Origin of the sequence: Pedobacter nanyangensis (assembly GCF_003313505.1) — a bacterium.
Taxonomy (GTDB): domain Bacteria; phylum Bacteroidota; class Bacteroidia; order Sphingobacteriales; family Sphingobacteriaceae; genus Pedobacter; species Pedobacter nanyangensis.
This window is the reverse complement of record NZ_QMHO01000001.1, coordinates 349,760-370,533: the sequence shown is the minus strand read 5'-3', so window position 1 is coordinate 370,533 and position 20,774 is coordinate 349,760. Positions and strand designations below refer to the sequence as shown.

The window sequence follows — 20,774 nt, the reverse complement described above, 5'->3', positions numbered from 1 at the left end:
TCTTTGTTGATATGGATGCTGCACAGGTTTATTTGGATCAGTTGGTTAGCAAAATAGCCGGAGGGGATTTTATTGCGCTGGCCAGGGCATTAACCTTGGTAGAGAATGATATTGCCCCGGCGGCCGACCTGTTAAAGTCGCTTTCGATAAACAGAAAGATTCCCGTGGTGGGTATTACCGGGCCACCTGGTGCAGGCAAAAGTACCTTGGTTAGCGCCATCACCGAAGAGTTTTGTCGGTTAGATAAGCGGGTGGCCATCCTTGCTGTAGACCCATCGTCACCTTTTAACTATGGCTCCCTATTGGGCGATAGGATCAGGATGTCAAAACATTTTAACCACCCCAATGTATTTATCCGCTCGGTAGCCACAAGAGGCTCGCTAGGCGGAATTTCCGCGAAAACTATTGAAATGGTTGATGTGCTAAGATCAAGCCATTTTGATTTGATTATTATTGAAACAGTAGGCGTTGGGCAGTCGGAAATAGAAATTGCAGGCTTGGCCGATCAAACGGTTTTGGTGTTGGTGCCCGAGGCAGGAGATGAAATACAGCATATTAAATCAGGGCTGATGGAGGTTGCCCAGGCCTTTGTGGTAAACAAGGCAGATCGGGATGGCGCAGATACATTTGCCAACAATCTTCAAAAGATGGTCCGGGAACAACATCAACAGGTTCCTGTATTTAAAACCGTTGCCGACAAAAACATTGGAGTAGGCGCTTTGTGCAACTGGATTTTAAATGCCGAGTATGGCGACGGCTCCAAGATCACATACCTTTTGGCCGATCAGGCCTTTAAGCTTATCCAAAGCAAGCGCATGAAGGACATTGACCGCGGCAGGCTTCATGACCTTATTAAATTGGAACTGGCGGATGGTAGGTTTAATATGTACAGGTTTGTAGAGCGGCTAATATAGCTGTGTAGAGGTTTGTATATAATTTAGGACTGATTGTACACCACGGTGCGAAGTGTGCTTTACGCCGTACAAACCACTTTTTTTTGTTAAACTTCGTTAAATCTGCCACAACAAGTTGGAAATCAATATAAAATTTTAATTTTTTGTGTGGTTTTTATCCATATTGCATATTTGGAACGGAGTTTGTGTATGGTTTTGAGATTATAAAAATTTGTTTAATTTTGTGTTGCAAAAAATTATACAATAAATATTTTGTTTAACCTTAAAAAGAAAATTATGAATTATTCTACTTTAAAAAAGGGCGTAGCAGCTTCTTTAGTAGCTTTAGTAGGAGTTTCTTCTCTTGCTAGTGCTCAGGATGCTCCTGCAACTTCCTCTTCTGCCAAGGTATTTGGTGGTAGGGCACAGTACAGAACATGGTCTTTAGGTATTAACGGTGGTGTTTTGGCACCAGTTGTTCTAACCGGTGGATCAAACGATTTTACTAACTGGGATGTAAACTTAGGTTACGGAATTTCATTGCGTAAACAATTAGGTCATGCTTTTGGCTTAGAAGGTAACATCTTCCGTGGTAAACTTTCTGGTACTAATAAAGATGCCGCTGGCGGTGCTGTTGGTGGTGTTAGAGAGTTTGAAACTGATATCCAGTATTCAGCTGACTTAAGAGGTGTTGTTAACGTAGCAACTGTTGACTTCTTACGTCGTGAAAACTCAGTAAACTTCTTCGTAACCGCTGGTTATGGTGTTATTGCTTACAACCCAAAAGTTAACGGTGTTGATAGAAAAGGTCAATTTGGTTCAGATAGCGATAAAGACTTCATCAAAGAAGCTTATATCCCTGTAGGTGCTGGTATCAAGTTTAAAGTTTCTGATCGCGTATCTTTCAACTTAGCTTATACCATGAACTTTGTTGATGGTGATAACCTTGATGGAGTTTATGCAAAATCTATCTCTAAAGATAAATTCTCTTACGGATCAGCTGGTCTTGAATTCTCATTAGGCTCTAAATCTAAACCAAACTTGGATTGGGTTAATCCTTTGGCTATGATGTATGATGAATTGAAAGATCCTTCATTACGTCAAGAAGTTGAAGCGTTGAAAAACCGTGTTGCTAACGTAGAAAAATCTGTTGAAGATTTGAAAAAAGATAGCGATGGTGACGGTGTAGCTGATATGTTCGATAAAGAACCTAATTCAGCTCCAGGTGCTGTGGTTGACGGTTCAGGTCGTACAATTAAATTCCCTGAGCAAACTCAAACAGTAGCTCCTAGCACTGGTGTAACTGGTTTCGAAACTATCCAATTTGAGTTCAATAGCTCAGTGTTGAAAACTGAATCTTACCCAACTTTAGATAAATTATCTTCTATCTTGCGTGAAAACGGTGGTAAAGTGACTGTAGCTGGTCACGCTTCTAGCGAAGGTACTGCTGCATACAACATGAAGTTATCTAAAGACAGAGCTAACTCTGTTAAAACTTACTTAGTAAACTCAGGCGTTAACGCTAGCAACGTTGTTGTTAAAGGTTACGGCGAGAGCAGACCAATTGCTTCTAACGATACAGAAGAAGGTCGTATTCAAAACCGTCGTGTTGAGTCTTCAAGAAACTAATATTTCTTAGTAAGAACATTATAAAAAAGGGCCTCGAAATTTTCGAGGCCCTTTTTTTATGCCTAAATTTGTATATGCCAAAACTTAAAAGCCCAAGCAAAAACGTAAGGATTATGCGTGTAATCAATTACATTGCCATCACGGTGTTTGTTGTGGGTATTTTGTACAAGCTTATTGAAACCTTATTCTAAAACCATAGCGCTCCGTCATTTTGAAATTGATTGTATGGCGGCGTTACCCAACAGTTTAAAATTAACAGATGAAAAAGATCGTTTATACCACCAATGCACCGGCCCCAATTGGCCCATATAGCCAAGCAATTATTGCCAATGGCTTTTTGTTTGCTTCGGGCCAAATTGCCATCAACCCTGAAAACAACGAACTCAACAATCCTTCCCTAGAAGAAGAAACCCACCAGGTAATGCGTAACATTAAAGCGTTATTGATTGAAGCGGAATATGAGTTTGAGCACATCATTAAAACCACTATATTCCTTTCTGATATGTCTTTGTTTGCCCAAGTAAACGAGATTTATGGTTCTTATTTCAAAAGTGATTTTCCTGCAAGGGAAACCGTGGCAGTTAAGGGCTTGCCCAAAGGGGTAAATGTTGAAATCTCCATCACTGCATACAAAGCATAACCTTGACCCCAAATAAATCAAAGTATCTTTTTTCTGGAGTACTATCCGCCGTGATTTGGGGTTTCTTTGCCATTCCGCTAAGAAACCTTAAATCTTATCCATCAGAGCAGATTTTATATTATCGCATATTTACCTCATTGGTGGTAATATGGCTGGCTATCTTTTTGTTCAGAAGGAAGGAGCTTCACAAAGACATTGGTTACTTTAAACTGTGCAGCTCCAAAGAAAAAAGAACCATTTGGTTGCAGGTGGTTGGCGCTACCATACTTTTGGTGCTCAATTGGTACACATTTATTTATGCCATTAACAACGTGAGCATAAAATCGGGGGCATTTGCCTACATGGTTTGCCCATTGATTACTGCCTTTGGCGGTTTTGTGATCCTTAAGGAGCATTTATACAAAATTCAGATCATTGCGCTGTTGTTGGCCACATCCAGTATCCTGATGCTGGCAACAGGGTCTTTGATTGAGGTGGCGTGGTCGGTAGTTATTGCTGCACTATATGCCTTTTACCTGATCATACAGCGTAAAATGCAGGGGCTTGACAAGTTGAATGTGCTTGCCGTTCAAATCACCATTGCAGTGTTTTTAATGCTGCCTTTTTACCTTTACCACCATACCGCCTTGCCTGCCGAGCCTGGCTTTTGGTTAAATGTATTGCTAATTGCTGTACTATTTACGGTGTTGCCGCTTTTCCTTAGTCTTTTTGCGCTGGTGGGCATTCCATCATCAACCCTGGGCATTATAATTTATATCAATCCAATTATCGCTTTTACGGTAGCTATCCTATACTTTAACGAAAAGATAGACCCGCATCAGCTGATGGCTTATTTGCTGTTGCTATTTGCCGTTTTCCTATTTAATTGGAACATGATTAAAGATATGCTTACCTTTAAAAGAAAACACTAGATTTTGTTTGCGTCAAATTTAGAAACCCCTTTGGCTTACCTTAAAGGTGTTGGGCCTAAACGTGCTGAGTTGCTCCAAAAGGAACTAGGGTTTTCTACTTACGAGCAGCTCTTGCATCATTATCCATTTAGGTACATAGATCGGACCCGTTTTTATAAGATAGGCGAGCTTAATATGGATATGCCATTGGTGCAGGTGATTGGTAAGGTGGTGAGCAAGGAAACCGTTGGAGAAAAACAGAAGAAGCGAATGGTCCTTAAGTTTGAGGATGAAACGGGAAGGATGGAGCTGGTTTGGTTTCAAAGTTTAAAGTGGGTGGAGGAAAATGTTTATAGAGGCAATACCTATATCGCCTTTGGCAAGCCCAGCTTTTTTAACGGTAGCTTCAGTATTTCGCATCCCGACCTGGAAAACTACCCAAGGCAGCAAGCGGGAGTAGCGGGAAATATTACCCTGCAACCGATCTACAGTTCTACCGAAAAACTGAAGAAAGCCTTCCTGGATAGCAAGGGTATCCAGAAACTCATTTACCAATTGCTAGAACTGCACGCTAATGAAATACGGGAAACCCTGCCCAGATATATCCTGGAAAAGTACAAGCTGATTGGGAAAAGGGATGCGATTATCAGCATTCATTTCCCCGCCAATGCGAATATGCTGCAACAGGCAGAGCGTAGACTAAAGTTTGAAGAGCTTTTCTTTATACAACTGCAATTGCTACATAATAAGCATTTAAGAAGCTTAAAGTTTAAAGGGGCCTTGTTTGATAATGTTGGGGAACGGGTCAATAAATTTTATCATGAAATCATCCCGTTTGGTCTTACTAATGCTCAAAAACGGGTAATTAAGGAAATTAGGACAGATACCCAGCGGGGAACACAAATGAACAGACTGGTTCAAGGCGATGTAGGAAGCGGGAAAACAGTGGTTGCACTAATGAGCATGTTGCTGGCTAATGATAATGGCTACCAGGCCTGTATGATGGCTCCTACGGAGATTTTGGCCCGTCAGCATTACGAGTCGCTTGTGGGGATGCTTAAGGGGCAATTGGCCAAGGTGGCAATTTTAACCGGAACCACCACCAAAAAGCAAAGAGCCGTTTTACATGGGCAGTTGGAAAATGGGGAAATAGCTATTTTGGTAGGCACCCATGCGCTTATTGAAGATAAGGTGAAGTTTAAAAACCTGGGCTTGGTGGTTATTGACGAGCAACATCGTTTTGGGGTAGAGCAACGTGCAAAGCTTTGGAGAAAGAACAGTATTCCCCCGCACATTTTGGTCATGACCGCAACGCCAATTCCGAGAACTTTAGCCATGACTTTATATGGTGATTTGGATGTTTCGGTGATTGATGAATTGCCTGCGGGCAGAAAGCCCATCGAAACCCGGCATTTGTTGGAAAGCCAGCGTATGCGCATGTTTGGCTTTATGAAACAGGAGATAGCCAAAGGCCGGCAGGTTTATGTGGTGTATCCGCTGATTAAGGAAAGCGAGAAGCTGGATCTGCTGCACCTGGAAGCGGGCATTGAGCAACTTAGCTATCAGTTTCCGTTGCCGCAGTATCAAATCAGTATTGTACATGGCAAACTAAACAATGTAGATAAGCAGTTTGAGATGCAACGGTTTATTGATGGCAAAACACAGATTATGGTAGCCACTACCGTGATTGAAGTGGGGGTAAATGTGCCCAACGCTTCGGTAATGGTGATTGAAAATGCCGAGCGGTTTGGCCTTTCGCAACTGCACCAGTTGCGCGGAAGGGTTGGCCGAGGTGCAGAGCAGTCTTTCTGTATATTGATGTCGGGAAATAAGCTTAATCCCGTCTCTAAGAAACGATTGGAAACCATGGTACGTACCAATAATGGCTTTGAAATATCAGAAATAGATTTGGAGCTACGTGGTCCGGGTGATATTACCGGAACACAGCAGAGCGGAACGGTTGAGTTAAAAGTAGCAGACTTGGTAAAGGACCAAGCCATCCTTAAAGAAGCCCGAAATACGGTTATAGCGCTTTTTGACCAAGATCCCAACTTGGAAAATCCGGACAATAGTTTGTTGAAGAGCTTTTTAGCAAAGAAAAATGTTGGGATTAGTTTCGATAAGATCTCGTAGTTAGCGCCTAATTAGACTTACGAAGTTTTCAAAACTTCGTAAGTCTCCATAACAAATGGAAAAAATACTCAGATTAGCTTTTAGGAGCTTTAAGAACTTTGGAACTTTCAATTATCCGATGGCTTTTTATGAATTCTTCTAGCCCTCCAAACCAATCTAATACTTCTTCTCTTTTTAGAGAGGAATTCTGGTGTGGAAATAAATATGCGGAGTAAGATGAGAACTTGTAGTTTTCTAATTTGTCGGTTAGTTTCGACGCAAGTGGATTTTGATGGATGTAAGTTATAATTCTTGTAAAGTAAGAATCGGAGGTTATTTCAGAAGTTTTATAGCGGCCTTGGAACAAACTGCCAACTCTACCGTATTTTTTGTTAATGGCCTTTGAATATGAAATGAAAAAGTTCTTAATGCTTTTTTCGAAATGTATTGAATCAATGATTCTGCAGAAAAAATGAAAATGATTCGGCATTAAACAATAAGCGAAGATATCAGCATAAGGGAGGACATAAGCTTTAAATTTGTCCAGAAAGAAAAAATAATTTTCTGTATCGAAAAAGATATTCTCCTTATTGTTTCCTCTGTTATAAATAGGGTAATATTTTCCTTCTTCTGTTTTCATAGATAATTAAAACTAAGGAAAATAATTTTGAAAAAAGCTTGTGCTTGTGCTATAGTAAGACTTACGAAGTTTTTAAAACTTCGTAAGTCTGAAAATAATCTCACTCACTCAAACAAACTCAACTGGCCGCCGGGCCTTTTTGCTTTGCCAAAAACCGTTCTGCCGCCGTACTTCCAGGAGTTTGCACGTTCTTGAGCAATTACGGCATCCAAGTTTCCGTTGGGAATAAAATCCCTTTCAACACGGGCTGCAATTTGGGAAAGCGATCTAATCGCTTCTGCTTTGTCTGCGTTCCCTATTTTCGATTTTTTGATGGCATCATTGAGCGTTTTGATGGTTTCGTCGTACACGTTGACAGGAACTGGAAACGGGTGGCCATCTTTACCGCCGTTGGCAAAGGAAAACCTGGCGGGATCTTTAAAGCGCGAGGGGTTTCCATAAATTACTTCGCTTACCAGGGCAAGTGATTGCAGCGTTCGCGGTCCCAGCCCTTCCAAAAGGAGCAACTCCTCAAAGTTGGAAATGTTGTTGTTTTGGGCCAGCCATAGGATGGAGCCCAGGCGTTTGAGATCAACGTCTTTGGCCTGCACCTCATGATGTTTGGGCATCACCAGTTTGCTGATTTCTGCCAACATTTTTTTTGGGGGTTCTGCCATCATTTCCAGCATCGACTTTTTAAGGGGCTGTGCTTTCTTATCGGTTAGGTTTAATATTTTCCCCTGGTTTTCGCCGTAAATAAACGTGTGTGGCGTTTCGGTAAAGGATTGGATATTGGCCGAGTGCCAATGGTAGCGCCTAGCGGTAGAGGTTGTATCGCTCATGCCCTGTTGTACTACTGTCCAGTTTCCTTCGGTGCTTACCACAAAGTGATGTTGGTACAGTTGGAAACCGTCCTGAATGGCGGTATTGTCTACCTTTGCCGAAAGCTTGCTGCTGCGTACCAGGTTGTCGCCATCTAATCCGTTAAGCTGTGCAAACTTGGCAAGTTCTGTGGGCGTTTCTCTGGAAAACTTTCCTTTGCCCCCGCAAACATATAGGCCAAAGGTGGCTGCATTTGGATTGATGGCTTTTTTAAGAGCGCCCATTACCGAAGTAGTGATGCCTGATGAATGCCAGTCCATGCCCATTACGGCACCAAGGCTTTGAAACCAGAAGGGGCTGCTCATTCGGCTCAGGAAGTCGTCTTTACCTTTATTGGCTAAAATTTGTTCGGTAATGGCCAGCCCCAATTTGGCCATACGCTCCGCTAACCATGGCGGAACGGCCCCGTAATGTAAAGGTAAATCGGCAGTGCCCGTTCTTTTCATTTACTAACAAATTTAGCAAAAAAAGCCGAACGTAATTAATTATTTCCTTTTAAATAAATTCTGGAATAAAAGGCGCAACGTGTTTTTTGGCTTAGCGGCCGAACTATTGAAGATATAATGGGTTTTGGTTGTTTTTAAATAGTTGAGCTTTTCGCCGTTATAGCTGGGAACAACTCTTTCGCCTGTAGCGATATTGGTTAACTTGTTTCTTAGGTTGAGCTCATCTGTTACCATGTTGCTTAACATTGGCGTATAATAATAACAATCTTTAAAGAAGTAATGCGTAACCTGAGACCATCTGGTTGAACCTTCCTTTAGCACAGGAGAGCCTCCGTGCAAGATATTGCTAGACCAAATTAATGCGTCGCCTTTTTTGGCGTAGAAAGATTTTTTTTCGAAGGAACTGAATTTGACAATCTCTTCGATAAAGTCTTCGTACTCTGGATAATCAAGATAGGATGTGGTTTTTGCGCTTTCTTTAATTTGGGAAAAATCGTATTCGGGTAGTCGATGTGAGCCTGGGTAATAAAATAAAGGGCCGTTTTCTTCGGTAATGTCTTCCAATGCAACCCATACGCCACACATAAATTTAGCGGGTAGCGAACTGAAATGGATCGTATCTGAATGTGCCCTTTGTTGGCTTCCAACTTTAAAGTTTAGGGTTTGAAAAGGAAATGCTTCTCTTCCATAGAGCATAGATAAGGTTTCTAGGATAGGTTTATAGGCTGCCAATTCCTTGCAGGCTTGCGAAGCTTTCCAAAAATCCTGTACTCTTTTGTCATCTCTATAGGTTTTGATTTCGAAATTGGGGTTGAAACCTTTCTCTTGGGTGTCTTTTTGAACTTTTTCGATCAGTTCGGCGGGGAAAAAGTTAGGTAAAAGAACAAAGCCGTCTCTATGATAATCTTCTGCTAACTTTTTTTGTTCGTTGCTTAGGTTTTTTTCTTTAATGATTTCCGAAAAGAAAGGGGATTCAACCCAAGGGAAATTTGATCTAATCATTGCTGTATAGAAAATGATTTAACATGAGGTAAAAACAAGGGCAAATATAGCGATTATCGCTTAATCTTCGTCGCTGCCCGGAGCAGAGCCTGAGCCGGTGTAGGCGCCTTTGCGGATGATTGGCATTTTCAGGTATTTGTACAACTCATCCAGGTGCATTAGGCTGGCGTTGGTAAGGTTGCCCAAAAAGATCACCACAATGTCCTTGTCGAGGTTACGTACGTAAATATGGCGGAAACCATGCCACCAACCGGTATGGTAAACTACTTTGTCCATGCCCTTGCCGTCAAACATGCGCCAGCCGTAGCCGTAATTGAAATGGCCATTTACGGGCTTGTTGCGGCCTATGTAAGCCGAATCGAGGGAACTGTTTTTAAGTAGGCGCTCATTGCGCAGGTACTTGTCGTAAAGCACCAAGTCGTGGAGGGTGCTGTAAATGCCTTTGTCGCCCACGGGGCCGTCCAAAAAGTTTTGTACCACCGAGTACCTGAAGCTGTTGCGGTCGTGTCCAACCACGTCTACCGGAATTTTATCATATTCAGCTTTGGAGTAAACATGGGTGTTTTTCATGCCGGCTGGTTTAAAAATATGTTCCATCATGTATTGGGAGTAGCGCATGCCACTAACTTTTTCGATGATGGCCCCCAATACCATGTAATTGGAATTGTTGTAGTGGAAAACCTTATCGGGCTTGGTATAGGGATTAGGTTTTTTTTCGGCAATAACCTGCATAACCTGCTGGTTGGTGATGCCCTTTTTCATGTCGCGTTTTTCCTTGCGCCAAATATCGTCGATGAAATAAACGTAGTTCATCATGCCGCTGCGGTGTGGCAGCAAAAGCCTTACGGTAATGCCGTCGTAGGGGAAATTGGGGAAGAACTTTTTAACGTTATCGTCCAGGCTTAGCTTGCCGGTTTCTACCAGCTGCATAATGGCTGTACCGGTAAAGGTTTTGGTGATGGATGCCAGTTCGAACTCTGAATTGATCTTTAGGCTATCGCGATGGAGATAATCTGCCCAGCCTTTGGCGCCCTGATAAATGATTTTTCCTTTTTTGGCCACCAATACGTTTCCGTTAAACGAATATTTTTTATGGAGGTTGTTTACAAAGTCGGCAATCCAGCGGTCTTCTTTGTTTTTGTCGTACACCAAAAGGAGGCTATCGGCCTTATCGTCTTCCGGTTTCCTTATTTTTTTGTTTTCTGCGGTTTTCTTTTCTTTTTCTTCTTTGCTGGTGCAGGCATTTAGGGTAAAAACAGATAAAGTTACGGCGGCTAGTAGTATTTTAAATTTCATTGAGGTGTGGCAAGTGATCTTAAAAGCTGGAAAATTAAGCATTCTTAAAAACTTAACGGTAAAAGAGTTTTAAACATTGTTTTTGCTTGGGTATTTTAAGCTGCGGGCGCACAAATTTTTTTTCTTTCTTTAAAAAGGGGTGCCCGATGGAGGTTGATGGCGTTGGTGTAGTGTAAGTTGTTAGATAAACCCGATGGCAGCGGAAATACTTTTTGTTTTTGGTAAAACCCCATAGGTTTATAAACGACATGCAAGTAAACCTATGGGGTTTGTGTTGTGGCCAGCAAAAAGATTGTAGCGAACAGCGGGGCTGTAGGGTGCCAAAAGCCTGTTCCAATGTTTTTCTAATGTTGGTGTAACGTTTCTAAATAAATTTCCTTTAAGGTTCAAAAAGGTTAAATTTGGGGCAAAAATAATTTTGTATTACCATGAGTTTTAGAATAGAACACGATACCATGGGCGAGGTACAGGTACCTGCCGATAAATATTGGGGCGCACAAACTGAACGCTCCAGGAACAATTTCAAAATTGGACCTGAGGCTTCGATGCCGAAAGAAATTATCCATGCTTTTGGTTACCTGAAAAAGGCGGCGGCTTTGGCTAACCAGGAGTTGGGCGTGCTTTCTGCCGAAAAAGCCGAACTGATTGCCAAAGCTTGCGACGAGGTAATTGCCGGTAAGCTAGATGACCAGTTTCCATTGGTGATTTGGCAAACGGGCTCTGGTACGCAAAGTAACATGAACGGCAACGAGGTAATTGCTAACCGTGGCCACGTGATTGGGGGTGGCAATTTGTTAGATGAATCAAAAGTGTTGCACCCTAATGACGATGTGAACAAATCGCAATCATCAAACGATACTTACCCAACGGCCATGCACATTGCGGCTTACAAGCAGGCGGTTGAGGTAACGGTTCCGGGCATTGAGCAATTGCGTGATACCCTTGCTGCAAAGGCCGAAGCGTGGGGCGATATCGTGAAAACTGGCCGTACGCACTTTATGGATGCTACGCCCTTAACGTTAAAGCAGGAGTTTTCGGGATATGTGCAACAATTGAACAATGGTTTAAGGGCCATTAAAAATGCCCTGGAAATGATTGCCGAGTTAGCGCTTGGCGGTACTGCGGTAGGTACGGGCCTAAATACGCCTAAAGGCTACGATGTATTGGTGGCCAAAAAAATTGCTGATTTAACCGGTTTGCCTTTTGTAACTGCGCCTAATAAATTTGAGGCCTTGGCGGCCCATGATGCCATGGTAGAACTTTCGGGCGCTTATAAGCGTGTAGCGGTTTCGTTGATGAAAATTGCGAACGATATCAGGATGTTAAGTTCTGGCCCTCGTTGCGGTATTGGTGAAATTATTATTCCTGATAATGAGCCGGGATCGTCGATTATGCCGGGCAAGGTTAATCCTACGCAGCCAGAAGCTTTGACCATGGTGTGTGCACAGGTTATGGGCAATGATGTTGCCGTGAGCGTTGGTGCTAGCAACGGGCATTTTGAACTGAACGTTTTTAAACCCGTAATTGCAGCAAACGTATTGCAAAGCGGGCGTTTAATTGGCGATGCCTGCGTTTCTTTCAATGATAAATGTGCCCAGGGCATTGAACCTAACCGTCCGGTAATTAAACAGCACATGGAAAATTCATTGATGTTGGTTACGGCTTTGAACCCTCATATTGGCTACGAAAACGCAGCTAAAATTGCCAAAAAGGCGCATAAAGAAAACAAGACCCTAAGAGAAGCCGCCATTGAGCTTGGTTTGTTAACCGATGAGCAGTTTACCGCTTGGGTTAAGCCCCAGGACATGGTGGGTAGTTTAAAATAATTTTTGGCGTTGAAAGTTAAAAAGTTTAATGTTGATGCAATGATGAATAGAAAAGGCCTTTACTTTTTACTTTTTACTTTCAGCTTTTTACTTCTTGTGCTCTCCTGCTCCCGTTTGCCCAATGTGCAGGGCAAGGGCGAAACTTTTCTTCAGGGGGTTTGGGGCCAAGATAGCATTGCCAATAAAGCGCAATTGCAGGCTTATACCGAGCACAGGTTTAAATTTACCTGCGATTCGTTTTACGTTGACCTTACCACCCACGCCAAGGTAAATTACTATGAGGCGGATTGTTTTAACCACGGCGAGTGGAAAGAATATGCAAAGGGAACTTATGAGCTGCGCCATGATACCCTGATATTGGTTGGCGATTTTACCAAGGCAAACTACAAGCAAAAGGTTTCGGGCTGTTACCGTAATGGAAGATATTTAACTAACTTTAAGGTAAAGTTATGGAATGCCGAGCAATTGCAGCTGGAAAACCTGAACGACCAAACAGAAGTAAAACTTAAATTAAAAGCAAAAATAACCTGCGTCCAAAAGGCGCTTTAAAGTTTTCGTCATTGCGAGGAACGAAGCAATCCTAAAGCGGATGTGCTTTTGTATGCGTAAGGTTGCTTCGTTCCTCGCAATGATGATTTAGAAAATCAACATGAAAAATTTAAAAAGATTGATCTTAGCATTTGCCCTGAGCTATGCTCCCATTGCCGCCAGTGCCTGGGGAGTTTTGGGGCATCGTATTGTAGGCGAAGTTGCCGACAGCTATTTGAGCGCCAGCGCACGCCAGGCGATTAAACAGATTTTGGGAAATGAAACCCTGGCCATGAGCGCCAACTGGGCAGATTTCATCAAATCGGACTCCAGCTACAGGTATTTGAGCAGCTGGCATTATGTAAACCTGCCCGAAGGTTTGGACAGGAGCGGCATGAGCAATTACCTGGACGGCTTTAAGGATGCAAACATCTATAACAAAACCAACGAGATGATTGCCCTGCTCAAAAACCCTAAAACATCGGCAGAGAAAAAAGTATTTGCCATGCGCTTATTGGTTCACTTAATTGGCGACATGCACCAGCCCATGCACACTGCCCGAAAAGAAGATTTGGGCGGCAACAGGATTTCGGTGATGTGGTTTGGCACCAAATCTAACCTGCACAGGGTTTGGGACGAGCAGCTGATTGATTTCCAGCAATTGAGCTATACCGAGTATGCCAAGGCCATTAACTTTGCCACGCCGCAGCAATTAACGGAGTGGAACAAGGCCAGCCTGAAAGACTGCATCTTCGAATCGTACCAGGTGTGCAATAAAATTTACGCCACGGGCATTAAAAATGACGACAAGCTAAGCTATAAATACAACTTTGACTGGATTGAAACCGTAAACCAACAATTGTTGAAAGGCGGCGTGCGTTTGGCCAACATTTTAAACGAAATCTATCAATAGTTTTATGGTTTGAAGACCATAAGCCCGAGGGCCAAGAGCTTAAGAGCGATCTCATCGGACTTGCGGGCTCTAAACTTTCCAGCTTCAAATAAATGAAAATATTAATGGTTTGTTTGGGCAATATCTGCCGTTCGCCTTTGGCGCATGGCATATTGCAGCACTTGGCAGATAAAGAAAATTTGGGCTGGCAAGTGCATAGCGCCGGAACCGGCGGCTGGCATGTGGGCAGCCCGCCTGACCGAAGAAGCGTACTTGCGGCCCGAAACCTGGGCTACGATATTTCGGCCCAGCGGGCAAGGCATTTTAACGAAAGTTTTTTTGAAGCGTACGACCATATTTTGGTGATGGACAGGAACAACCTAAGGGATGTGCTGCAACTTGCCAAAACCGAAGCATACCGGCAAAAAGTAAGGCTTTTTTTGCCCGATGGCGAAGTTACCGACCCCTATTACGACAATGATTTGTTTGGGCCGGTAAGCCTGGAGGTTGAGCAGCGCTGCAAAGAATTATTAAAGGAGCTACGTGGTTAGCTCCTTTTTATTTTGGGTAAGATAAATATAATTGAACATGCAAAACGTGGCTACTGCCCCAAAGCTGTGCCACAAAAAATGTGTGCCCACGCTTAGCCAGGCCCATTTATCGGCAATGCGGAAAGTAAGCGCCAGGGCAAAGGACAGCAGGGCGTAGGCCACCCACTTTCCTGCTTTCCAGTTGGTATAAACCAGGTACTTTAGCACGGGAAGCAACACCAGCGATGCCATTAGGGCATAGTTAAGGTTTACAAAAAGATGGATATTGCCGGGATTTATCCAGTTCCGGATGCAAAACTGTAGGCCAACATAGCCCAGCACCATCAGCACGGCGTAATACCACCGGCTGCTTTGCGCCAAAAAATACACCCCTGCCGAAACGCACAGCAGCATAATGGGCATCCAGTCCATCATGATAAAAACGCTCCATTGTCGTAGCGCATGGTACACCGTGCCACCAATTCCGCCAATGTATAATAGCACCAGGCAATAGGTAAGGAACGGATTTGATTTGAATTTGCCCATCATTTTAACCGTCCAGTAGAGGGCAATGGCCAAAAAGAACCCCGAGGTAATGGCATTAAGTGGCTCCGGAAAAAGCTGGGCCATGTTGGTTTCGGTATAAAGCATGCCGCCATCTGGCGGAAGTTGGTTAACAGGCATGTTATGGTTGTTTTTTTTTGAATAACGTGAAGATAATTGTTTTTGTTTTAGCTTAACTTTATGCTTTTATTAAGACAAGCTTTTTACCCCCTTAAACTTGATGGATACACCAAAACTATTTATGCTTTTACTGGGCTGCAAGCCTCCGGGCAGGCACACCGAGCAGCACGATATCTTTTTCGGCATTGCCAACCATTTAAAGGAACTGGTGCCCGCCATAAAACAGTTTTGGCCCGAGGCCAACGGGAAGATACACCTGGATGCCTACCGTATAGTAAACCATGTAGAGGGCTACAAAGTAACGGTAGTAGAAAAAACAGGATCAAACCAGGCAGGGCAAAGGCTGTTCTTTTTAAATTTGGGCGGCTACCAAAGTAATGTGTTCGAAGAAATACACTACAAAATGCTGATGGTATCGCCCAACAAGGCAACGGCAACCGCCCAAGCTAAAAGCAGTGCGTTCTTTGCGCAATATTTCAGTCCGCACGTTGATGATAAGTACGGCGTAGATGTGGATGAGGTTTTTGATATTGAAGAAGTGCTGCCACAGGCGATGAAAGCAAAGTTTGCAATACAATTTGCCCCGGCAAAAGGGCTTCCGGCCGACGAAGTTGTGCTAGGTTACATGCCGGTAGATAAGCTTTAGCCAAAATTAGGGCAAGGTTTGGGCGATACCGTTGGATTGCCCCCGGTGCAGCGCTAAGCCTGTTCCTTGCAGGGCTGGTCCTTAGGTTTTCAGGGCAGGTTTAAAGGTTTTCCGTATGGCTCCGCAGGGTTTCTGTATAAAACTTTAGCCTTGCTGTATGGAATTTGTTCCTTTCCGCATAAAACTTTCGGTTTGCTGTACAGCAATCGGGAGGTTTTATATGAACTTTTTGCTTTTCTATATAGCAATCCGCAAGTTTTGTATGAACTTTTCACTTTTCCATATAGCAATTGTCGTTTTCTGTATAGCGCCTCAGCAAAGTTATACAGCAATTTTGCATTGCTGTACAGAAAACCTGACCGGCAGCGTTAAGCCCGGGCTTTGCCATGCTAAAAACTTGGGCCCTAACGCGTAAACCCTGCCATGCCATACTGCTGGTAGGATTTTTTGGTGTGGGCTCTTGCCAAAGCTTGCCTACATTCCGGTGTTCACCAGCGGCGGGCCTACGCATCGGCACGTTCGGCCAAGCAATCAAGCTGCCAGGGCGCACCAATTGATTTCCCGGGCGCAGGACGGGTATGTTTAAGGACACGGGCAGGGGCCTACAGCAAAGCCCTGGCTTTGGCCCAAATTTGTCAGCCAAGGTTCACAACTTCAATAAGCCAAGATAATTGCTGGTAATCTTGCTAAATTGCATTTAAAAGCAAGTATATGTCCAAGTTATTTTCGCCCCTAAAAATTAAGAACCTAACCCTTAAAAACCGTATAGTAGTTTCGCCCATGTGCCAATATTCATCGGTAGATGGCTTTGCCAACAACTGGCATTTGGTACACCTGGGCAGCAGGGCGGTTGGGGGCGCGGCGCTAATCATTACAGAAGCTACGGCAGTATCGGCCGAAGGCCGTATTTCCATTGCCGACCTCGGGATCTGGAAAGATGAACATCAGGAAAAACTAAAGGAAGTGGTTGATTTTGTGCATGCCAATGGCGCCGCTATGGGCGTACAGCTGGCCCATGCCGGCCGCAAGGCCAGTTTTGACGTGCCCTGGGAAAATCCTGCGCAGGTGAGCGAAGAAAATGGCGGATGGGACACCCTTGCGCCAAGTGCCATCCAATTTAACCCAAAGGATAAAATGCCCATTGCCCTGGATATGCCGGGCATTGAAAAGGTAAAGGCCGATTTTAGGGCCGCCGCCCTAAGAGCTTTGCAGGTGGGCTTTGATGTGGTAGAAATACATGCCGCCCATGGTTATTTACTGCACCAGTTCCTGTCGCCGCTGAGCAACCAGCGTACGGATCAATATGGCGGCAGCTTTGAAAACCGGATAAGGCTGTTGCAGGAGGTGGTAGCTGCCGTGCAGGAGGTATGGCCAGCAGAAAATCCCCTGTTTGTACGTATATCGGCCACTGATTGGGTGCCGGGCGGCTGGGACGAGGACCAGTCCGTGCAACTGTCGGAATTGTTAAAGGCACAAGGCGTTGATGTGGTAGATACCTCTACCGGGGGCCTTTCCAGGGAACAGCAAATTCCCGTGGAAGCGGGCTATCAGGTTCGCTTTGCGGAAAAAATCAAACAGCAAACCGGCATCATTACCGGCGCCGTGGGCCTCATTACCACTGCCCAGCAAAGCGAAGCTATTTTGCAGGACGGAAAAGCTGACCTGATCTTTATGGCCCGGGAACTGCTCAGGGACCCTTACTTCCCATTGCGTGGCGCAAAAGAACTGGGAGATGACCTGCAATGGCCTTCGCAGTACCAAAGGGCCAAATAACCGGGCGCTGAAAACCCGGAAGCCATAAAAGCCTGGTTTTTATATAGCGCGAAGTTTTTCTATCTTTATACGGCCAAATGTTAAACGTCTATGGAAAACAGAGGGTTTATATTGATCCTATTTTCGCTTTTTGTTCTTACCGGGAATGCCTTTGCGCAAAAAACAAAAACAACCAGCTTTTTCTTTAAAACAGACTTAAGCGTTTTAGATGATCAGCAAACGGAGAGCTTCTCCCAGTTTATTAGCGAGCTTGATTCTACGGACATGCTTTCCATTGCTATTTTGGGTTATTGCGATGACCGAGGCCGGATTGGCTACAATGATACGCTTTCTATCAAAAGGGCTAACCACATCAAAGAGCTTTTGTTGGCCAGGGGAGTTGGCTTGGGAAAGATCAGGCTTTTAACCGGCCACGGAAAGGTTGATCTCTCGCAGCGCAGCAATGTGGCGCAACAACGTACCTACAACAGACGCGTAGATGTGGTAATCAGCTATGCTAAACGTAATTTGGTAGCAGACAATTCTATCTTATCGGATACCTTAAAGGTGGGCGATAAAATTGTGCTGGAGAATATCCTGTTTGAAAATAGCCGCTCCGTGCTTTTAGAGGAATCGATACCCGTACTCGAAAAAATCACCAAAACCATTAAGGAAAAACCGCAGTACAATATTGCCATACTGGGGCATATTTGCTGCAACCCACCAAATAGAGATGTAAAGGATTTTGAAACCGGGGAGTATAACCTTTCCCAAGCGAGGGCCAAGATCATTTACGATTATCTGATATACCGAGGCGTTGACCCCAAAAGACTTGCCTATAAAGGGATGATGGCCAACTATCCTTTAGGCAAAGGAGAGAAATACGATAGAAGGGTTGAGTTGCAAATCACGGGGATTAATAAGGCGGGTAATTAGGCTTTAAGCAATTAAAGGGATTAAAAAATAAACCACTCAAGACATCTTAGTTCAGCTAAGCGCTTTGCAAAAAAAACGGAAATGTTCTTAAGCGGCTAAAGGGGTTAAAATCCATCGTTCAAAAAAACAAACACTAAAAAATTAAAACCTTATCATAAGCGTTGCCGTTTAACTTGCAGGTTTTTTGCTAATTTTAGGCTTCAATAAATAAAAGCACATGTTTGATAAATTAATGGCCGCACAAGGCAAGGCCGAAGAAATAAAGAAAAGATTGGATGGCGTTTCGGTATTTGGCGAAGTAGAAGGTGGCGCCATCAAAGTTACTGCAACCGCAAACAAAGCCATTACCGGCATTAGCATTAGCGATGAATTTTACGAGCAGGCAGATAAGGAAGAACTGGAAGAACTTTTACAGGCTGCGGTAAACAAGGCTTTGGCACAAGCTGATCAGGTGAGCGCCGCAGAAATGCAGGCAGCCACCAAAGAAATGCTGGGCGGTTTTGGAGGTTTATTTGGACAATAATCGATAAGTTATGAAGTACACGTATTACGGGCAATCTTGCTTCCTGCTGGAAACATCTTCGGCAAAGCTGCTATTTGATCCCTTCATTAGTGGCAATCCCTTGGCCAAGCACATTAAGGTAGCGGAAATTGCCGCCGACTATATTTTGGTGAGCCACGGCCATGGGGATCATGTGGCCGATTTGGTTGATATTGCCAAAAGAACCAACGCCAAAGTGATTTGTATGCCCGAAATTGCTGGCTGGTTGCAAAAGCAAGGGGTGAGCAATATACACGACATGAACATAGGCAAGTTTAAGTTCGATTTTGGAACGGTGCGCATGGTATCGGCTACACACTCCAGCAGTCTTCCTGATGGCTCTTACGGTGGAAACCCCGCAGGTTATGTTTTGGACGTAGATGGTATGCAGATTTATTTTGCTGGTGATACGGGCTTAACGCTTGAAATGAAATTGCTGGCCGAACTATACCAATTGGAATACGCCATTTTGCCTATTGGGGGCAACTACACCATGGACCCAGATGATGCCGTAATTGCTGCGGGATATGTAAACTGCAACAAAGTAATTGGGGTACACTATGATTCGTTTCCGGTCATTACCATTGATAAGAATTTTGCAGTGGAAAGTTTTAGGAGAGCTCAAAAAACATTGTTGTTGCCAAATATTGGCCAAACGGTGGAGTTATAGGGAATATATTGCAAACTTACGAAGTTTAAAAAAACTTCGTAAGTTTTTAAGCTGGCCTGCTCAAGCTTAAAGCCATTGCTAGTTTTTCTTTTTGGCGGCTTCCTTGTTTACTTTGTACCTCATATCGGCGGTACCATCTTTTTTCTTAGGGCCTGCGGTAACTACCTTGGCCGCTTTATTCTCTTTGTAGCGCATATCCGGTGTACCATCGGCCTTTAATTTGGTCGCCGTGCTTGTCGCTTTCTTTTCTGCTTTCTTCGTTTCGGTTTTAACAACAGTAGCCGCTTTTTTAGGCGCTTGTTTAACGGTTGTAGCAGTTTGTGCAAACGAGGTGCTGAAGCCAAATAGGGCAACAGCAACTAAGGTTAAGATTTTTTTCATGGTTTACTATTTGATTTAGTAGTTTAATATTAACCTAATTTACAGAATATTATTTCTTTAAAGAAAACTTAACCGGAATAGCATACCTGGTTTCCATTACTTCTCCAAACATCTTGCCCGGGGTCCAGTCGGGGGCTAGCGCTAAAACCCTTATGGCTTCATTGGCCAGTTCGTTATTGGGTGCCGATAAAATCTCGACGTTTTCAATGCTTCCATTTTTTTTGACAACAAAGCTCAGCTTTACCGTTCCCTCTATTTTTTGCTTTAATGACTGTGCCGGATATTTCATTTCTGTAGCCAAGTACTTATAAAACTCTTTTAGGCCGCCCTCGTAGCTTGGGGGCGCAAACAAATCTTCATATTTTACCGGAGCGCCTTCTTTGCTGTAATAGCTGCCTTCTATTTTTTTGCCCATGTCATCGTATGTCTCGCTTCCCGCAGGCTTTCCGTCTTTGTAGGTAAACTTCCAAATGCCGGTTTTTAGGCCATTAAGGTAGTTCCCTTCTTCTTTATTTCCGTTCCAGTATTCTACATACTTCCCATCTAATTTGCCATGGGCAAAGTTTCCTACTTTTTTCGGTGTTTTGCCATCGCTGTTATAGGTGGTCCACTCTCCATTTTTATGGCCTTTATCATAAGTGCCCTGCTCTTTCAGTATTCCTTTTTGGTACCTAAGATATGGCCCTTTCCTAACGGTTAAATCTTTGTCTTCGAAACTGATGACCTCTTGGGTCACGTCTTTCCTGTCGTAAAAAGTAACCTGATAAAGTTGTCCAACTTGTTTTACCACAGGCTTCCATTTCGAACGAATAGGATCTTTGGTGTACATCGGGCTGTTATAAATCAGGGTAGTGTCCTGTTGGGCGAAACCCATTTTTGCAATGGCTATAAAAAGGATAAACGTTAGTTTTTTCATGTTAGGGGTTCTTTGGCGTTCTTGTTGATTTGTTGTTTGGTTTGGGCTTCCGTCATGGCGAGG

The 20,774-nt window shown here is 43.7% G+C and carries 21 protein-coding genes; 14 read left to right on the top strand and 7 right to left on the bottom strand.

The genetic code is table 11. The features are described 5' to 3' along the window. The first annotated feature begins 11 nt into the window (after positions 1-11). The 5 genes from meaB to recG all read left to right on the top strand — a co-directional run bounded on the left by meaB (position 12) and on the right by recG (position 6,185). The gene (gene meaB / locus DUT71_RS01765) at positions 12-914 is read left to right on the top strand and encodes a methylmalonyl Co-A mutase-associated GTPase MeaB (RefSeq protein ID WP_113660801.1); all 903 of its coding nucleotides are present in this window, start codon (positions 12-14) and stop codon (positions 912-914) included. A 276-nt stretch (positions 915-1,190) separates the two neighbouring features. Beyond that, complete coding sequence (locus DUT71_RS01760; RefSeq protein ID WP_113660800.1) at positions 1,191-2,522, top strand: OmpA family protein; 1,332 nt, start codon at positions 1,191-1,193, stop codon at positions 2,520-2,522. Positions 2,523-2,781: 259 nt separating this feature from the next. Beyond that, the gene (locus DUT71_RS01755; RefSeq protein ID WP_113660799.1) at positions 2,782-3,162 is read left to right on the top strand and encodes a Rid family detoxifying hydrolase; all 381 of its coding nucleotides are present in this window, start codon (positions 2,782-2,784) and stop codon (positions 3,160-3,162) included. A gap of 2 nt (positions 3,163-3,164) precedes the next feature. Further along, on the top strand, positions 3,165-4,073 hold the full coding sequence (locus tag DUT71_RS01750; protein WP_113660798.1) for an EamA family transporter: 909 nt from the start codon (positions 3,165-3,167) through the stop codon (positions 4,071-4,073). 3 nt (positions 4,074-4,076) lie between these two features. After that, positions 4,077-6,185 (top strand): ATP-dependent DNA helicase RecG, encoded by a 2,109-nt coding sequence (gene recG, locus DUT71_RS01745; RefSeq protein ID WP_113660797.1) that lies wholly within the window; start codon positions 4,077-4,079, stop codon positions 6,183-6,185. Between the two features lie 73 nt (positions 6,186-6,258). Here recG and DUT71_RS01740 read toward each other — a convergent pair whose 3' ends face one another. From DUT71_RS01740 to DUT71_RS01725, 4 genes are all read right to left on the bottom strand, one after another. Next, positions 6,259-6,804 (bottom strand): transposase, encoded by a 546-nt coding sequence (locus DUT71_RS01740; protein ID WP_113660796.1) that lies wholly within the window; start codon positions 6,802-6,804, stop codon positions 6,259-6,261. Between the two features lie 104 nt (positions 6,805-6,908). After that, complete coding sequence (locus DUT71_RS01735; protein ID WP_113660795.1) at positions 6,909-8,111, bottom strand: DUF763 domain-containing protein; 1,203 nt, start codon at positions 8,109-8,111, stop codon at positions 6,909-6,911. 39 nt (positions 8,112-8,150) lie between these two features. After that, on the bottom strand, positions 8,151-9,113 hold the full coding sequence (locus DUT71_RS01730; protein WP_113660794.1) for a phytanoyl-CoA dioxygenase family protein: 963 nt from the start codon (positions 9,111-9,113) through the stop codon (positions 8,151-8,153). Positions 9,114-9,173: 60 nt separating this feature from the next. After that, positions 9,174-10,409 (bottom strand): serine hydrolase domain-containing protein, encoded by a 1,236-nt coding sequence (locus DUT71_RS01725; protein ID WP_113661079.1) that lies wholly within the window; start codon positions 10,407-10,409, stop codon positions 9,174-9,176. Positions 10,410-10,837: 428 nt separating this feature from the next. Here DUT71_RS01725 and fumC point away from each other — a divergent pair, with 428 nt between their 5' ends. The 4 genes from fumC to DUT71_RS01705 all read left to right on the top strand — a co-directional run bounded on the left by fumC (position 10,838) and on the right by DUT71_RS01705 (position 14,206). Further along, the gene (gene fumC, locus DUT71_RS01720; RefSeq protein WP_113660793.1) at positions 10,838-12,235 is read left to right on the top strand and encodes a class II fumarate hydratase; all 1,398 of its coding nucleotides are present in this window, start codon (positions 10,838-10,840) and stop codon (positions 12,233-12,235) included. Positions 12,236-12,274: 39 nt separating this feature from the next. Then, positions 12,275-12,784 (top strand): fumarate hydratase, encoded by a 510-nt coding sequence (locus tag DUT71_RS01715; RefSeq protein WP_113661078.1) that lies wholly within the window; start codon positions 12,275-12,277, stop codon positions 12,782-12,784. Positions 12,785-12,884: 100 nt separating this feature from the next. Beyond that, positions 12,885-13,676 (top strand): S1/P1 nuclease, encoded by a 792-nt coding sequence (locus tag DUT71_RS01710; protein ID WP_113660792.1) that lies wholly within the window; start codon positions 12,885-12,887, stop codon positions 13,674-13,676. 92 nt (positions 13,677-13,768) lie between these two features. Then, entirely contained in the window at positions 13,769-14,206 is a 438-nt protein-coding gene (locus DUT71_RS01705) for a low molecular weight protein-tyrosine-phosphatase (protein ID WP_113660791.1), read from the top strand. Here DUT71_RS01705 and DUT71_RS01700 read toward each other — a convergent pair. Beyond that, positions 14,195-14,869, bottom strand: coding sequence for a hypothetical protein (locus DUT71_RS01700; protein ID WP_113660790.1), 675 nt, complete (start codon positions 14,867-14,869; stop codon positions 14,195-14,197). The genes DUT71_RS01705 and DUT71_RS01700 overlap by 12 nt on opposite strands. 100 nt (positions 14,870-14,969) lie before the next feature. On the opposite strand from DUT71_RS01700, the gene DUT71_RS01695 reads away from it, so the two are divergent. From DUT71_RS01695 to DUT71_RS01665, 5 genes are all read left to right on the top strand, one after another. Continuing rightward, positions 14,970-15,515: a DUF1543 domain-containing protein gene (locus DUT71_RS01695; protein ID WP_113660789.1), complete on the top strand. Its 546-nt coding sequence runs from the start codon at positions 14,970-14,972 to the stop codon at positions 15,513-15,515. Between the two features lie 711 nt (positions 15,516-16,226). Then, on the top strand, positions 16,227-17,288 hold the full coding sequence (namA, locus tag DUT71_RS01680) for an NADPH dehydrogenase NamA (RefSeq protein ID WP_113660786.1): 1,062 nt from the start codon (positions 16,227-16,229) through the stop codon (positions 17,286-17,288). A 90-nt stretch (positions 17,289-17,378) separates the two neighbouring features. Next, a complete protein-coding gene (locus DUT71_RS01675; RefSeq protein ID WP_113660785.1) occupies positions 17,379-18,203 on the top strand; it encodes an OmpA family protein in 825 nt (274 codons plus the stop codon). Positions 18,204-18,420: 217 nt separating this feature from the next. Continuing rightward, positions 18,421-18,726, top strand: a complete 306-nt coding sequence (locus tag DUT71_RS01670) for a YbaB/EbfC family nucleoid-associated protein (RefSeq protein WP_113660784.1) — start codon at positions 18,421-18,423, stop codon at positions 18,724-18,726. A gap of 10 nt (positions 18,727-18,736) precedes the next feature. Beyond that, positions 18,737-19,414 (top strand): metal-dependent hydrolase, encoded by a 678-nt coding sequence (locus DUT71_RS01665; protein WP_113660783.1) that lies wholly within the window; start codon positions 18,737-18,739, stop codon positions 19,412-19,414. 78 nt (positions 19,415-19,492) lie between these two features. Here DUT71_RS01665 and DUT71_RS01660 read toward each other — a convergent pair whose 3' ends face one another. Both DUT71_RS01660 and DUT71_RS01655 read right to left on the bottom strand, forming a co-directional pair. Beyond that, positions 19,493-19,795, bottom strand: a complete 303-nt coding sequence (locus DUT71_RS01660; protein WP_113660782.1) for a hypothetical protein — start codon at positions 19,793-19,795, stop codon at positions 19,493-19,495. 49 nt (positions 19,796-19,844) lie between these two features. Further along, the gene (locus DUT71_RS01655) at positions 19,845-20,711 is read right to left on the bottom strand and encodes an energy transducer TonB (RefSeq protein ID WP_113660781.1); all 867 of its coding nucleotides are present in this window, start codon (positions 20,709-20,711) and stop codon (positions 19,845-19,847) included. Positions 20,712-20,774 lie beyond the last annotated feature (63 nt).

Excerpts from the sequence above, each read along its gene's own strand:
- DUT71_RS01715 (WP_113661078.1), top strand. The coding sequence starts at position 12,275 with ATGATGAATAGAAAAGGCCTTTACTTTTTACTTTTTACTTTCAGCTTT.
- namA (WP_113660786.1), top strand. The coding sequence starts at position 16,227 with ATGTCCAAGTTATTTTCGCCCCTAAAAATTAAGAACCTAACCCTTAAA.
- DUT71_RS01725 (WP_113661079.1), bottom strand. The coding sequence starts at position 10,409 with ATGAAATTTAAAATACTACTAGCCGCCGTAACTTTATCTGTTTTTACC.
- DUT71_RS01660 (WP_113660782.1), bottom strand. The coding sequence starts at position 19,795 with ATGAAAAAAATCTTAACCTTAGTTGCTGTTGCCCTATTTGGCTTCAGC.
- DUT71_RS01740 (WP_113660796.1), bottom strand. The coding sequence starts at position 6,804 with ATGAAAACAGAAGAAGGAAAATATTACCCTATTTATAACAGAGGAAAC.
- fumC (WP_113660793.1), top strand. The coding sequence starts at position 10,838 with ATGAGTTTTAGAATAGAACACGATACCATGGGCGAGGTACAGGTACCT.
- DUT71_RS01675 (WP_113660785.1), top strand. The coding sequence starts at position 17,379 with ATGGAAAACAGAGGGTTTATATTGATCCTATTTTCGCTTTTTGTTCTT.
- DUT71_RS01710 (WP_113660792.1), top strand. The coding sequence starts at position 12,885 with ATGAAAAATTTAAAAAGATTGATCTTAGCATTTGCCCTGAGCTATGCT.
- DUT71_RS01760 (WP_113660800.1), top strand. The coding sequence starts at position 1,191 with ATGAATTATTCTACTTTAAAAAAGGGCGTAGCAGCTTCTTTAGTAGCT.
- DUT71_RS01695 (WP_113660789.1), top strand. The coding sequence starts at position 14,970 with ATGGATACACCAAAACTATTTATGCTTTTACTGGGCTGCAAGCCTCCG.
- DUT71_RS01700 (WP_113660790.1), bottom strand. The coding sequence starts at position 14,869 with ATGCCTGTTAACCAACTTCCGCCAGATGGCGGCATGCTTTATACCGAA.
- DUT71_RS01755 (WP_113660799.1), top strand. The coding sequence starts at position 2,782 with ATGAAAAAGATCGTTTATACCACCAATGCACCGGCCCCAATTGGCCCA.
- DUT71_RS01655 (WP_113660781.1), bottom strand. The coding sequence starts at position 20,711 with ATGAAAAAACTAACGTTTATCCTTTTTATAGCCATTGCAAAAATGGGT.
- DUT71_RS01665 (WP_113660783.1), top strand. The coding sequence starts at position 18,737 with ATGAAGTACACGTATTACGGGCAATCTTGCTTCCTGCTGGAAACATCT.
- DUT71_RS01735 (WP_113660795.1), bottom strand. The coding sequence starts at position 8,111 with ATGAAAAGAACGGGCACTGCCGATTTACCTTTACATTACGGGGCCGTT.
- meaB (WP_113660801.1), top strand. The coding sequence starts at position 12 with ATGGATGCTGCACAGGTTTATTTGGATCAGTTGGTTAGCAAAATAGCC.
- DUT71_RS01705 (WP_113660791.1), top strand. The coding sequence starts at position 13,769 with ATGAAAATATTAATGGTTTGTTTGGGCAATATCTGCCGTTCGCCTTTG.
- DUT71_RS01730 (WP_113660794.1), bottom strand. The coding sequence starts at position 9,113 with ATGATTAGATCAAATTTCCCTTGGGTTGAATCCCCTTTCTTTTCGGAA.
- DUT71_RS01670 (WP_113660784.1), top strand. The coding sequence starts at position 18,421 with ATGTTTGATAAATTAATGGCCGCACAAGGCAAGGCCGAAGAAATAAAG.